The organism is Hydrogenophaga luteola (assembly GCF_042648585.1).
GTDB lineage: Bacteria > Pseudomonadota > Gammaproteobacteria > Burkholderiales > Burkholderiaceae_C > Hydrogenophaga > Hydrogenophaga luteola.
Genome location: NZ_JBHRXX010000002.1, coordinates 107,581 through 120,752 on the forward strand (window position 1 = coordinate 107,581; position 13,172 = coordinate 120,752).

Sequence of the window (13,172 nt, forward strand, 5' to 3'; positions counted from 1 at the left end):
TGCGTTTTTGCCGTGGTCGCGGCGGGGGTTTGACGGTATAACTGCACTATCTTGCGTCCGGTGCAGTATGCAGTAAAGTGCATGTTTGTGGGGGCGCCGCTGGCTGGGGTTTACCCGCAGCCGCCCCCGCCAACAGACGAAAGGCGCCCGCGCCATGAGCAGCACCGAGACCCTCGCACCAACCGCCGCCGCGCCCTCCGACGAGGAAGAGCGCCACCCCTTTCTGGTGGCGCTGGGCGAGCGAGTGCGCAACCTGCGTTCGCGCAAGGGCATGACACGCAAGGCGGTGGCGATCGCGGCCGACGTGTCAGAGCGGCACCTGGCCAACCTCGAGTACGGCACCGGCAACGCCTCCATCCTGGTGCTGCTGCAGGTGGCGCAGGCGCTGCACTGCTCGCTCGCCGAGCTGATCGGTGATGTGAGCACTTCCTCGCCGGAATGGCTTTTGATCCGCGAGCTGCTGCAGGGTCGCAACGAGGCCGACCTGCGCCGCGCGCGGCTGCAGCTGGTGGAGCTGCTGGGCGCCAGCGGCGGGGTCGACACGCAGGGGCGGCTGGCACGCGTGGCACTGATCGGCCTGCGCGGCGCCGGCAAGTCCACGCTGGGTCAGCGCCTGGCCGACGACCTGGGTTTCCCGTTCATCGAGCTGAGCCGCGAGATCGAGCAGTTCGCCGGTTGCAGCATCAGCGAGATCCACAACCTCTACGGTGCCAACGCCTACCGCCGCTACGAACGCCGAGCTCTGGAAGAGGCGATCCAGATCTACCCCGAGGTGGTGATCGCCACGCCCGGTGGCCTGGTGGCCGACTCGGCCAACTTCAACCTGCTGCTGCAGCACTGCACCACCGTCTGGCTGCAGGCCGACCCGTCCGACCACATGGGCCGGGTGGCAGCGCAGGGCGACATGCGACCCATGGCCGCCAGCCGCGAGGCCATGGAAGACCTCAAGCGCATCCTGGACGGGCGCGCGGCGTTCTATTCCAAGGCCGACCTGGCCTTCAACACCAGCGCCCAGCCGCTGGAAGAAAGCTTTGCGAAGCTGCGGCGCGAGGTGCGCCAGCTGCTCAAGCTGCCCGCCTGACCCGGGCATTCGGGTAAACACGGGGTGATATGCACTAAATTGCATTTGACTGCACCAAAGTGCATGCACTATTATTCACATCCATCGGAATTCCAGTGCACCCCGACCGGCCATCGCCCAGAACCCAGGAGACCACCATGACCGCTACCGCCAGCGCCCCCCGCGTCGACTACCAGACCGACCCGTCCCGCTACCAGCACATCCGCCTGTCGTTCGACGGCGCCATCGCCACGCTCTCGCTCGCGATCAACGAAGACGCCGGCCTGCGCCCCGGTTACAAGCTCAAGCTCAACAGCTATGACCTGGGTGTGGACATCGAACTGCACGACGCGTTGCAGCGCATCCGTTTCGAGCACCCCGAAGTGAAGTCGGTGGTGGTCACCAGCCTGAAGGACCGCGTGTTCTGCTCGGGCGCCAACATCTTCATGCTCGGTCTCTCCAGCCACGGCTGGAAGGTCAACTTCTGCAAGTTCACCAACGAGACCCGCAACGGCATCGAGGACAGCAGCCAGCACAGCGGGCTGAAGTTCGTGGCCGCGCTCAACGGTGCCTGCGCCGGCGGCGGCTACGAGCTGGCCCTGGCCTGCGACGAGATCGTGCTGGTGGATGACCGCAGCAGCTCGGTCAGCCTGCCCGAGGTGCCGCTGCTGGGCGTGCTGCCCGGCACCGGCGGCCTGACCCGCGTGACCGACAAGCGCCACGTGCGCCACGACCTGGCCGACATCTTCTGCACCAGCGTCGAAGGCGTGCGTGGCCAGAAGGCCGTGGACTGGCGCCTGGTCGACGCCGTGGCCAAGCCCGCCGTGTTCCAGCAGGCCGTGCGCGAGCGCGCCGAGAAACTGGCCGCCGGCAGCCACCGCGGTGCGGCCGGTGCCCAGCCCGTCGCGCTGACCCCGCTGAACCGCACGATCGAGGCCGACCGGCTGGCTTACACGAATGTCACCGTCGAGATCGACCGCGCCAAGCGCACCGCCACCTTCACGGTGAAAGCCCCGCAGGGCGCACAGCCGACCGACATCGCCGGCATCGAGGCCCTGGGCGCGAACTGGTACGCCCTGCAGATGGTGCGTGAGCTGGACGACGCCATCCTGCACATGCGCACCAACGAGCTGGACATCGGCACCTGGCTGCTCAAGACCGAAGGCGACAGCGCCGCGGTGCTTGCCAACGACGCGCTGATGCTGGCGCACAAGGACCACTGGTTCGTCAACGAGACCATCGGCCACCTGCGCCGCACCTTCGCCCGCCTGGACGTGTCCTCGCGCAGCCTGTTCGCCCTGCTGGAGCCGGGCTCTTGTTTTGCCGGCACGCTGGCCGAGCTGGCCTTCTGCGCCGACCGTGCCTACATGCTGGTGCTGCCCGACGAGCCCCAGAAGCAGCCCGCGCTGACCCTGGGCGAAATGAACTTCGGCTACCTGCCCATGGTCAACGGCCAGAGCCGCCTGCAGCGCCGCTTCTACGAAGAGGCCGGCCCGATGGAAGCCGCGCGCGGTGCCATCGGCCAGGCGCTGGACGGCGATGCCGCTGTGAAACTGGGCCTGGTCACGGCCGCGCCCGACGACATCGACTGGGCCGACGAGATCCGTCTGGCGCTGGAAGAGCGCGCCGCCATGTCGCCCGACGCGCTGACAGGACTGGAGGCCAACCTGCGCTTTGCGCAGAAGGAAAACATGGCCACCCGCATCTTCGGCCGCCTGACCGCCTGGCAGAACTGGATCTTCCAGCGCCCCAACGCCGTCGGCGAAAAGGGTGCGCTCAAGGTCTACGGCAAGGGCGACAAGGCCCAGTTCGATTTCAACCGCGTCTAAGCCCCACCAACGATCCACCCACCCGCAGGAGACCAGCATGTCCGGTATCAACTACAGCGAGAAGATTCCCAACAACGTCAACCTCAGCGAAGACCGCACGCTGCAGCGCGCGCTGGAGCACTGGCAGCCCAACTACCTGCAGTGGTGGCAGGACATGGGCCCGGACGGTTCGCAGAACTTCGACGTCTACCTGCGCACCGCAGTCAGCGTGGACCCGCAGGGCTGGGCGCAGTTCGGCCACGTGAAGATGCCCGACTACCGCTGGGGCATCTTCCTGAATCCCGCCGAGCAAGACCGCAAGATCCACTTCGGTGACCACATGGGCGAAGCCGCCTGGCAGGACGTGCCTGGCGAACACCGCGCCAACCTGCGCCGCATCATCGTCACGCAAGGCGACACTGAGCCGGCGTCGGTCGAGCAGCAGCGCCACCTGGGCCTGACCGCGCCCAGCCAGTACGACCTGCGCAACCTGTTCCAGGTCAACGTGGAGGAAGGCCGCCACCTCTGGGCCATGGTGTACCTGCTGCACAAGTACTTCGGCAAGGATGGCCGAGAAGAAGCCGAAGCCCTGCTCGAGCGCAACAGTGGCAACGCCGACAACCCGCGCATCCTGCAGGCCTTCAACGAGAAGACGCCCGACTGGCTGAGCTTCTTCATGTTCACCTACTTCACCGACCGCGACGGCAAGTTCCAGCTGTGCGCTCTGGCCGAGTCGAGTTTCGACCCGCTGGCCCGCACCACCAAGTTCATGCTGACCGAAGAGGCACACCACATGTTCGTGGGCGAATCCGGCGTGGGCCGCGTGATCCAGCGCACCGTCAACGCCATGAACGAACTCAAGACCGACGACGTGGGCAAGCTGCGCGCGGCCGGCGTGATCGACCTGCCGACCATCCAGCGCTACATCAACTTCCACTTCTCGGTCACCATCGACCTGTTCGGCGCCGACCAGTCGTCCAACGCCGCCACCTTCTACAGCTCAGGTCTCAAGGGCCGCTACGAAGAAGGCAAGCGCACCGACGACCACGTGCTCAAGGGCAACACCTACAAGATCCTGGCGGTGGAAGAGGGCAAGCTGCTGGAGAAGGAAGTGCCGATGCTCAACGCGCTCAACGAGGTGCTGCGCGACGACTACATCAAGGACTCGGTGGGTGGCGTGGACCGCTGGAACCGCATCATCGAAAAGGCCGGCATCGACTTCCGCCTGAAGGTGCCGCACAAGGCCTTCCACCGCAACATTGGCAGCCTGGCCGGCGTCAAGGTCAGCCCGGACGGCCGTGTGGTCAGCGACCACGAGTGGAACCAGCGCGTGGAAGAGTGGCTGCCCTCCGACACCGACCGTGCTTACGTCGGCTCGCTCATGGGCCGCGTGGTCGAGCCGGGCAAGTTCGCCAACTGGATCGCGCCGCCGGTGATGGGCATCAACCGCCAGCCGGTGGACTTCGAATACGTGAGATTCAACTGAACCCTGCCAGGCCCTCCGGGCTTCCACGCGCGCGAGCCCCGCGAGCGTGAGCCCGGGTGGCTGGCGCAGTGAGGTCAAGGAGGAGCCGGCCGCAGGCCGGCGGGGGACACGAACGGAGTCAGCCACCCGGGTTCACGCGGTGCCACCACGAAGTCAGAACCAGCAACACAATAGAGCGCCAAGAGAACCGCAACGGAGACCGAAGATGAACGCCCCCATGGAAGCCGCCGTCATCAAGCAGCACCTGATCGACCCCGAGATCTGCATCCGCTGCAACACCTGCGAATCGATCTGCCCCGTCGGCGCCATCACCCACGACTCGCGCAACTACGTGGTCGACGTCAGCAAGTGCAACTGGTGCAACGACTGCATCTCACCCTGCCCGACCGGCTCCATCGACAACTACCGCCGGGTGGTGCGCGCCAAGGCGTATTCCATCGAAGAACAGCTCGGCTGGGACGTGCTGCCCGCCGAACTCTCGACTGCCGAGCTGGCGGCCGCGACCGCAGACGCCGGTGAACCCGTGGCCGAAGTGGTCGCTGAGCCCGAGCCAGCCCCCGTCGCCGACCCGACCGGACAGACCACCTTCAACTCCGCCCAGTACGGCGCCACCGTCCCGCCCTGGAGCGCCGCCCATGCCTACACCAACCTCTATGGCCCCAAGGCCGCGCAGAAAACCGTCACCGCCACGGTGACAGGCAACCTGCGCGTGACCGCCGTCGGCAAGGACTACGACACCCACCACATCGTGCTGGACTTCGGGTCCATGCCCTTCCCGGTGTTGGAAGGTCAGAGCATCGGCATCGTGCCGCCCGGGGTGGACGCCAGCGGCAAGCCGCACCACGCGCGCCAGTACAGCATCGCCAGCCCGCGCAACGGCGAGCGCCCCGGCCACAACAACCTCTCGCTGACCATCAAGCGTGTGCTCGAAGACCATTCGGGCCAGCCGGTGCGTGGTGTGGCCAGCAATTACATGTGCGACCTGAAGGTGGGCGACCAGGTGCAGGTCATCGGTCCCTTCGGCACCAGCTTCCTGATGCCCAACCACCCGAAGTCCAGCATCGTCATGATCTGTACCGGCACCGGCTCCGCTCCCATGCGCGCCATGACCGAATGGCGCCGCCGCCTGCGCGCCAGTGGCAAGTTCGAGGGCGGCAAGCTGATGCTGTTCTTCGGCGCCCGCACGCAGGAAGAGCTGCCGTACTTCGGCCCGCTGCAGAGCCTGCCCAAGGACTTCATCGACAGCAACTTCGCGTTCAGCCGCACGCCGGGCCAGCCCAAGCGCTACGTGCAGGACGCGATGCGCGAGCGCGCGGCCGACCTGGCGGCCCTGTTGCAGGATCCGAACGCCTGCTTCTATGTCTGCGGCCTCAAGGCGATGGAAGAGGGCGTGGTGCTGGCGCTGCGCGACATCGCCACCGGCGCCGGGCTGAACTGGGACGATGTCGGCGCCGCGCTCAAGCGCGAAGGCCGCCTGCACCTGGAAACCTACTGAGCTTCTGCGGCCGCCTCCGCGGCCACCACCTGCTTCAGCGCCCGCGCCATCACCGGCCGGGTTTCGACCAGGCGCAGCCAGCGCTTGGCCATCAACTTCTCGCAGCTGCGGCGCGTCATGGTGTGGGTGCGGCCGCCCAGGCTGGTGAACATGAACAGGCTGGCTTTCTGGCTGCTCCAGACCAGCTGCGCCCGCAGCCACTCGCCGCCGGAGTACAGGTCGACCCAGCTGCCGGTGGTCATGCGCGAGAGCAGCAGCGCCGGTTCGACCGCGTCGGCAGGCGCTTCCGCGTCGGCAGCGACCGCGACTTCTGCGAACGCCTCGACCACCTCCACCTCCTCCGAGGCCTCGCTGCTGGTGAGTGGCATGGTCTCGCTGAAACCGGCGCTGGCCAGTTCGCGCGCGCCGATCCAGGGTTGTTCGCGCGGCGTGGGTTTCTGCTGCTCGGGTGAAGCCGGTGCCAGCAGGGTGGCCAGCGCCTGCTGTTCCGAATCGCTCGCCTCGGGCGTGAGTGTGGTGGCGTGTCCATCCACCCGTGCGCGGGCGCGCCGCAGCCGCAGCACGGGTTCGTGCAGCTTGAGCAGGGCGTCGAAAAAGGTCCGGGTTTCGTCGGGCGACTGGCCCAGGCTCTCCAGCCCCTTGCGCAGGGTCATCAGCATGCCGGGCACGATCTGGAACAGCTGGTTGGGCTGACGCAAGGTCACCTGGCTGCGCGTGCTCCACAGCAGGTGGCCGATGACCTTGCGGTAGCCAAATGGGTCCGGCCCCTTGTCGGGGTTCTGCAGCTCGGCGGAGGCGATCACCAGCGACCACGATCCGTAGAGGAAATCGAGCACGATGGCGGGCGCGTCGTAAAGGTCCGGCCGGTGGCTGATCTCCCAGGCGATCTGGTCCGCCAGCTCCTGGCGCCGTTCCGCGAAGTTCAGCGCGTCCAGCTGTCGCTGCCGGCGCTGCTCCTGGGCCTCGTCGTCGCCCGCCCACTGCGCCTTGAGCTCGTCCAGGGCGGAGGCGAAGGGCTCGGCGTCGACCGACCCGCTGTCGTTGAGCGAACGGACCTGCTCGCGCACGGGTTCAAAGAAGGCCTCGAAGCCGGGCGAGAACTCGTCGTTGTAGCGAAAGCTGCGCTGGGCCACCGCCTCGATCCACAGGCGGGCAGGGTGGTCGTTGCGGCTGAAGTAGCGCGGCTCGGCCATGGCCAGGCGCAGCAGCGCCGGCTCCAGAGCCACCACCGCTTCGCGCACCGGCGCCAGCAGCAGCGGATCGCCCGAGACCTGGTTGACCAGCTTGCGCACCACGTCCAGGCCGACCGCCTGCGACACCTTGTCGGCCTGGTGCTTGAGTTCCAGCAAGACGCGGGTGCGTTCGTGCGGTGCGGCGTAGTCGCCCCACTGCTCCGCGTCCAGCGGGGAGGCCACGTCCACCGGTCTGGCCGGGCGCTCCACCGCGGGCAGGTCGCGGTAACGCGTGCGCTCCTGCTCCAGTTCCTCGGGTGCGGGCTGGGGCAACCGGGCCAGCAGGTCGACATGGTGCAGTTCCTGACGCACCTGCTCGAAATAGGCGTTGTCCAGTGGGTGGTCGAACACCGCCTGTTCGCCGGCCATGAAGGCCTGCAGCACCTCGTGCTGCAGCGGTGTCTGGGTGCGCGCCAGATCCTTCATGCGCAGCGACATCGGCGGTGCGGGGGCGTCTTGCCCCTCCCGGACAAGGCCCAGCCCGGCCCGCTCGGACGGCGTACCTTCCTCCAGCCAGCCCCGCGTGGACAGGTGGGTCGCAGTCTGGGGTGCGCCGTCCGCCACCAGACGGATGCGGTAGCCCGCCTCCTGCACGCGCGCCTGCTGCAGCATCAGGGCCACCTGGCCGTAGAGCTGGCTCAACTCCTTCGCGAGCGGGGGAACCACCTTCTGCATCCACAGGCTGCGCAACTGCGGGTCGGTCTCGCGCTCGGCCATCAGGTCGCGCAGCGTGCGCACGAACACCGAAGGCCGCAGCGGATTCTTCTCGGCGTGCACGGTGTCCAACCCGATGAGCGAGCTCATGCGGGCGTCCACCATCGACAGCGACTGTTCGACCACTGGCAGCAGCGCCTGCAGCATGCGGGCCGCCTCCAGTGACTCGTTGACCGAGTTGTCGTCCACCAGCGCCAGCAGGGACGAGTCGGACACACGCCCCAGCGAAGAGGTGGGTCCGTCGTGATCACCGCGCTGGAAGGCCTGCTGCAGGCGCAGCGGGAACTGGGCGGTCAGCTGGTTGCGCTGGCGTTCCAGGCTGAACCAGGCGCGAGCCAGCAGCGTCCGCTGTGCCACCTCGCGGCTCTGGTTCTCAGCGTCCTGCAGCGCCGCCACCGTCGCGTTCAGGCAACGGCCCAGCAGGGCTGGTGCCTCCCTGAGCACCCGGTCAAAGCACTGATCGAGCAACGACGGGGCTGAAGACATGGCAAGGCGGGGACATCTGGGGGTTTTGTTGTGCGAAAACTCACGCAGGTTACACCGAGGCAGGCTCTCCGTACAGGACGGACCGGTCATTCACCCTGCAGATACAGCCGTCCATCGCCTTGGCGTACAGTCCGTTGTCCTATGAATGCCGAAGCACAAGTTTCTCCGCCGCAGTCCAGTCGCCCCTGTCTGCCGGTGGATGTGGTGATGCGGCGCGAGCCCGTGACAGGGCCGATGGCGCGGTGGCAGCCCTGGCGCTGGGTGCTGGCCGACGTGATGGCGGCCGGAGCCCCCGGCGAGGTGCCTGTGGGTGCCCCCGAACCCGTGGCTGGCGCACCACACGAAGTGCAGCCGCTGCCCGGTGCGGTGGTGGTGGAGGGCGCGCGCTACTGGTTGTTCACCGGCCTGCGCGCCACTCTGTACCGCGACGATGCCGAAGGCTACTTTCTGAACCTCAACAGCCCGTCGCCCTGTTTCTGGGTGTTCTGGCGCGCCGACGAGAATCAGCTGCTCGATGGCGAGCCCATGGCCGTTCCGCAGATCGCCACGCTCAGCTACCACGACGCCGGCCGCTGGCTCGATGCACAGGAAAAGGTGGACCAGGTGCCCGCCGCGCCCGAAGTGGTCGAATGGCTGCAGGCCTTTGTGGCCGCGCACCATCACATCGAACCCAAGCGCCGCAAGCGGCCCGACAGCTTCAAGCCGCTGACCGACCGCTTTGGCCAGCCAGCGAGGGTGAGCACCGACAAGATGGGCCCGCGCCACAACGGAGGAGGATCCAGATGATGCTTCGCATCGGCATCAGTGCGCGCTTGCTGCACGAACCCCCGCCGGGGCTGGGTCTGCCGCAGAAGCGCCTTCAGTTCCTTGAAAGCTCCATGGCGCACTGGGTGATGGCCCACGGGGCGATTGCGCTCATGGTGCCATTCGTTGACGAAAACAGCCCCCACCTGGTCAACCGCGTGCCCGCGAGCGAGGTGGTGGACCTGCTCGACGGCCTGGTGCTGCAGGGCGGCATCGATGTCTGTCCCGAAACCTACGGCGGCACGCTGCTGCGGCCCGAATGGGCGGGCGACCCGGTGCGCGATCGCTACGAACTGGCCCTGCTGCGCGGCTTCATCGAGGCGCGCAAGCCGGTGCTGGGCATTTGCCGCGGAGCCCAGCTGATCAACGTGTACTACGGTGGCACGCTGCTGCAGGACATTCCTTCGCAGCGCCGTAGCCCGGTGCTGCACCAGGACCTGGCCCACTACGACCGGCTGCAGCACCAGGTTCGTTTTGAACCAGGCCTGCTGCTCGACCGGTTGTACGGCTCCTCGGTGCACAGCGTCACCAGCATCCACCACCAGTGCGTGGACCGCCTGGGCGATGGGCTGGTCGTCGAGGCCCGTTGTCCGCAGGACGATGTGATCGAAGCCATCCGTGCCACCGGGCCGGGCTTTGTGCTCGGCCTGCAATGGCACCCCGAGTTCCACCTCCTGCCCGCCGAGGCCCGCCAGGGCCTGATCGACAGCGGCCCGCTGATGGAAGCCTTTCTTCAGGCCACGCGCGAACGGGCGGACCGCCACCGCCAGCCTGCATGAGCACGCCCACCGACGACAGCTTCTTTTCGCGCTGGTCGCGCCGCAAGGCGCAGGCACGCACGGGCGAGCCGATGTCCGAGCCTGCAGCAGCTGTGACGCCTCCCACGCCGTCTGCTGATGCCGCTCTTGCGCCTGCGTCTCGAATGCCCCCTGAAGCGCTGGCCACAACTCCCGCGTCCGAAGCCGCCGCCCCACCGCCGCCCACGCTGGAGGACACGCAGCACCTCACGCCAGCCTCCGATTTCCGCCGCTTCGTGGCCAAGGATGTGCCGTCCGACGTGCGCAACGCCGCCGTCAAGAAGCTGTTCAGCGACCCGCACTTCAACGTGATGGACGGGCTGGACATCTACATCGATGACTACACAAAGACAGAGCCCATCCCCGCCGCGATGATGGCCAAGATGGTCAGCGCCCAGTTCCTGAAACTGGTCGACGATCCCGAAGAACAGCAACAAAAAAAGGCCGAAGGCGCTGCCAGCGAAGCAGAGCCCGGCACCCCGGCCGACCCCCCGCAAGCCGCCGAAGACACCCGCGCGCCAGACGCGGAAGCCCCCACAGAGACCCACGATGACCACGCTGATCTGCAACTGCAACCAGACCATGCCCCTGGACCCCAAGGCCCTGGGCCAGGCGCTGGATGAAGACCTGAACCTGCACACCACGCTGTGCCGGCGCGACGCGCCCGCCTTCCAGAAGGCCTGCCGCAGTCGCGACGACCTGGTGGTCGCGTGCACGCAGGAAAGCCGGCTGTTCAGCGAGCTCTCGACCCAGACTGAAGGCGCGGTGGACCTGGACGTGCGGCCGATCCGCTTCGTCAACATCCGCGAGACCGGTGGCTGGGGCCGCGAAGCGTCGCAGGCCACACCCAAGATGGCGGCCATGCTGGCGGCGGCCCTCCTGCCCGAACCCGAACCGGTGCCCACCGTCACTTACAAGAGCGAGGGTCGTCTGCTCATCATCGGCCCGCTGGAGCGTGCCGAGGCCGTGGCAGCGCTGGTCAGCGACGCGCTGGACGTGACCCTGCTGCCCACCGGCGGCAGCGGCCAGCAGGCGCGCCAGTACCCGGTGCTCGCCGGCCAGCTGCAGCGCCTGCATGGCTGGCTCGGTGCGTTCGAAGTGACGGTGAGCGCCAGCAACCCCATCGACCTCGACCTCTGCACCCGCTGCAACGCCTGCGTGGCCGTATGCCCCGAAGGCGCCATCGGCCTGGACTACCAGGTGGACCTGTCGCTGTGCCAATCGGACCGCGCCTGCGTCAAGGCCTGCGAAGCGGTCGGCGCGATCAACTTCCAGCGCGATGCGCAGGAGCGTGAAGAGACCTTCGACCTGGTGCTCGATCTGCGCGACGCACCCGGCTTCACCCAGCATGCGCTGCCACAGGGCTATGTGCACCTGCCGGCATCGGCCGACGCGATGGCCCAGGTGCGTGCCGTCACCCAGCTGCGCGACCTGGTCGGCGAGTTCGAAAAGCCGAAGTTCTTCACCTACAAACAGAAGGTGTGCGCGCACGGCCGCAACCAGAGCGTGGGCTGCAGCGCCTGCATCGACGTCTGTTCGGCATCGGCGATCAGCAGCGACCTCAAGCGCAACCAGATCGTGGTCAACCCCAGCCTCTGCGTGGGCTGCGGCACCTGCACCACCGTCTGCCCCACCGGCGCGCTGAGCTACGCCTACCCCCGCGCCAGCGAGCAGGGTGTCAAGCTGCGCACCCTGCTGGCCACCTACGCCAAGGCCGGCGGGAAAGACGCGGCCCTGCTGCTGCACAGCCAGGAGGCGGGTTCGGCGCTGGTCAACGACCTGGGACGTCTGGCCCAGCTCGACAAGACCGTGCGCGGCGTGCCGGCCCGCGTCATCCCGCTGCCGCTGTGGCACACCTCGTCCACTGGCATCGACCTCTGGCTCACCGCCTTCGCCTACGGCGCGCGCCAGGTCTGGGTGCTGATGACCGGCGAAGAAGCGCCGCAGTACCACGAGGCCCTGCGCGAGCAGATGGCGGTCGCCGAATCCATCGTGCAGGCGCTGGGCTACAGCGGTCGCCACTTCAAACTCATCGAAGTGCGCGACGCGCGCGACCTGCCGCTGCTCGACACCGAGCTGGGCGAAGCGCCCGCGCAAGGCGTCACCAAGGCCGCCAGCTTCGCGGTGCAGCCCGAAAAGCGCGCCACGCTCGACCTCGCACTCGACCACCTGCTGCAGGACAGCGCCGGCCGCGCCTCCCGCACCAAAGACGCCGCCATCGCGCTGCCCGCCGCTTCGCCCTTCGGCAGCCTGAACGTCAACCGCGACGCCTGCACGCTCTGCCTGAGCTGCGTCAGCGCCTGTCCGGCCAGTGCACTCCAGGACAACGCCGAACGCCCGCAGCTGCGCTTCATCGAGAAGAACTGCGTGCAGTGCGGCCTGTGCGCCACCACCTGTCCCGAAAATGCCATCACCCTGCAGCCGCGCCTGCTGCTCAGCGACGAACGCCGCCAGCCGCGCGTGCTCAACGAAGCCCAACCGTATCAGTGCATCCGCTGCAGCAAACCCTTTGGCACGCTCAAGGGCATCGAGGTCATGCTTGCCAAACTCAGCGGCCACGCCATGTTCCAGGGCGAAGCGCTGGAGCGCCTGAAGATGTGCGGCGACTGCCGCGTGGTGGACATCTATTCGAACCCGGGCGAGTCCCGCATCTCCGACCTGTGAACGCCATGAACGAACCGATCCCCGTGTCCTCCGCCCTCGACGAAGAAACCGCCCGTGCCGAGGTCTATGGCCTGCTGGCCGCGCTGTACTACGCGCCGCCCGGACCCGAACTGCTGGCCCAGCTGCGTGTGGCCGTGACCGAAGCGCCCGCGGCTGGCGGCTTCCTCGAAGAACCCTGGCGCCAGTTCGTCGGCACCGTGCGCGAACTCGGCGACGAACAGGTGGTGAACGAATACGACGCGCTGTTCGGCGGCGTCGGCAAGCCGGAGGTCTACCTGTTCGGCTCCTGGTACCTCAGCGGCTTCCTGAACGAAAAACCGCTCGCCGCCCTGCGCAGCGACCTGGCCGCCCTGGGCCTTGCGCGCGATGAGGCCATGCCCGAAACCGAAGACCATTTCGCCTGCGTCTGCGAAGTCATGCGCTACCTCATCGCCGGTGACGACGTGGAAGTCGCCAACCTCACCCAGCAGCAGAAGTTCTTCAGCACCCACGTGCAGCCCTGGGTGCCCGCGATGTGCGAGGCCATCAGCGCCCACCCCAAGGCTCGGTTCTACGCCGCGCTGGCTGGGTTCACGGCGGCGTTTGTCAGCGTGGAGGCGCAGGGTTTTGATCTGATGGCCTGAGGT

10 protein-coding genes are annotated in these 13,172 nt (G+C 67.5%); 9 read left to right on the plus strand and 1 reads right to left on the minus strand.

Annotated features, from left to right (window positions below; all coding sequences use genetic code 11):
• Positions 1-154: 154 nt before the first annotated feature.
• The 4 genes from ACFOPI_RS04245 to boxA all read left to right on the plus strand — a co-directional run bounded on the left by ACFOPI_RS04245 (position 155) and on the right by boxA (position 5,849).
• A complete protein-coding gene (locus tag ACFOPI_RS04245; RefSeq protein ID WP_382171253.1) occupies positions 155-1,081 on the plus strand; it encodes a helix-turn-helix transcriptional regulator in 927 nt (308 codons plus the stop codon).
• A 137-nt stretch (positions 1,082-1,218) separates the two neighbouring features.
• The gene (boxC, locus tag ACFOPI_RS04250) at positions 1,219-2,889 is read left to right on the plus strand and encodes a 2,3-epoxybenzoyl-CoA dihydrolase (protein ID WP_382171255.1); all 1,671 of its coding nucleotides are present in this window, start codon (positions 1,219-1,221) and stop codon (positions 2,887-2,889) included.
• Positions 2,890-2,926: 37 nt separating this feature from the next.
• Positions 2,927-4,354: a benzoyl-CoA 2,3-epoxidase subunit BoxB gene (gene boxB / locus ACFOPI_RS04255; protein ID WP_382171258.1), complete on the plus strand. Its 1,428-nt coding sequence runs from the start codon at positions 2,927-2,929 to the stop codon at positions 4,352-4,354.
• A 205-nt stretch (positions 4,355-4,559) separates the two neighbouring features.
• Positions 4,560-5,849, plus strand: coding sequence for a benzoyl-CoA 2,3-epoxidase subunit BoxA (gene boxA, locus ACFOPI_RS04260; protein WP_382171261.1), 1,290 nt, complete (start codon positions 4,560-4,562; stop codon positions 5,847-5,849).
• Here the strand turns inward: boxA and ACFOPI_RS04265 are convergent.
• The gene (locus tag ACFOPI_RS04265) at positions 5,843-8,281 is read right to left on the minus strand and encodes a DUF1631 family protein (RefSeq protein WP_382171264.1); all 2,439 of its coding nucleotides are present in this window, start codon (positions 8,279-8,281) and stop codon (positions 5,843-5,845) included. The genes boxA and ACFOPI_RS04265 overlap by 7 nt on opposite strands.
• A 141-nt stretch (positions 8,282-8,422) precedes the next feature.
• Between ACFOPI_RS04265 and ACFOPI_RS04270 the strand changes: the two genes are divergently transcribed.
• The 5 genes from ACFOPI_RS04270 to ACFOPI_RS04290 are packed head-to-tail and all read left to right on the plus strand — an operon-like array spanning position 8,423 to position 13,169.
• Entirely contained in the window at positions 8,423-9,067 is a 645-nt protein-coding gene (locus tag ACFOPI_RS04270) for a DUF3305 domain-containing protein (RefSeq protein WP_382171267.1), read from the plus strand.
• Positions 9,064-9,864, plus strand: coding sequence for a gamma-glutamyl-gamma-aminobutyrate hydrolase family protein (locus ACFOPI_RS04275; RefSeq protein WP_382171270.1), 801 nt, complete (start codon positions 9,064-9,066; stop codon positions 9,862-9,864). Before ACFOPI_RS04270 ends, ACFOPI_RS04275 begins: the two co-directional genes overlap by 4 nt.
• Positions 9,861-10,505, plus strand: coding sequence for a DUF3306 domain-containing protein (locus tag ACFOPI_RS04280; protein WP_382171272.1), 645 nt, complete (start codon positions 9,861-9,863; stop codon positions 10,503-10,505). Before ACFOPI_RS04275 ends, ACFOPI_RS04280 begins: the two co-directional genes overlap by 4 nt.
• Positions 10,465-12,546, plus strand: coding sequence for a 4Fe-4S binding protein (locus ACFOPI_RS04285; RefSeq protein ID WP_382173051.1), 2,082 nt, complete (start codon positions 10,465-10,467; stop codon positions 12,544-12,546). Before ACFOPI_RS04280 ends, ACFOPI_RS04285 begins: the two co-directional genes overlap by 41 nt.
• 5 nt (positions 12,547-12,551) lie before the next feature.
• Positions 12,552-13,169, plus strand: a complete 618-nt coding sequence (locus tag ACFOPI_RS04290) for a TorD/DmsD family molecular chaperone (protein WP_382171275.1) — start codon at positions 12,552-12,554, stop codon at positions 13,167-13,169.
• The last annotated feature ends 3 nt before the right edge of the window (positions 13,170-13,172 follow it).

Coding starts and splice junctions, on each gene's coding strand:
- ACFOPI_RS04245 (WP_382171253.1), top strand. CDS start 155: ATGAGCAGCACCGAGACCCTCGCACCAACCGCCGCCGCGCCCTCCGAC.
- boxC (WP_382171255.1), top strand. CDS start 1,219: ATGACCGCTACCGCCAGCGCCCCCCGCGTCGACTACCAGACCGACCCG.
- boxB (WP_382171258.1), top strand. CDS start 2,927: ATGTCCGGTATCAACTACAGCGAGAAGATTCCCAACAACGTCAACCTC.
- boxA (WP_382171261.1), top strand. CDS start 4,560: ATGAACGCCCCCATGGAAGCCGCCGTCATCAAGCAGCACCTGATCGAC.
- ACFOPI_RS04265 (WP_382171264.1), bottom strand. CDS start 8,281: ATGTCTTCAGCCCCGTCGTTGCTCGATCAGTGCTTTGACCGGGTGCTC.
- ACFOPI_RS04270 (WP_382171267.1), top strand. CDS start 8,423: ATGAATGCCGAAGCACAAGTTTCTCCGCCGCAGTCCAGTCGCCCCTGT.
- ACFOPI_RS04275 (WP_382171270.1), top strand. CDS start 9,064: ATGATGCTTCGCATCGGCATCAGTGCGCGCTTGCTGCACGAACCCCCG.
- ACFOPI_RS04280 (WP_382171272.1), top strand. CDS start 9,861: ATGAGCACGCCCACCGACGACAGCTTCTTTTCGCGCTGGTCGCGCCGC.
- ACFOPI_RS04285 (WP_382173051.1), top strand. CDS start 10,465: ATGCCCCTGGACCCCAAGGCCCTGGGCCAGGCGCTGGATGAAGACCTG.
- ACFOPI_RS04290 (WP_382171275.1), top strand. CDS start 12,552: ATGAACGAACCGATCCCCGTGTCCTCCGCCCTCGACGAAGAAACCGCC.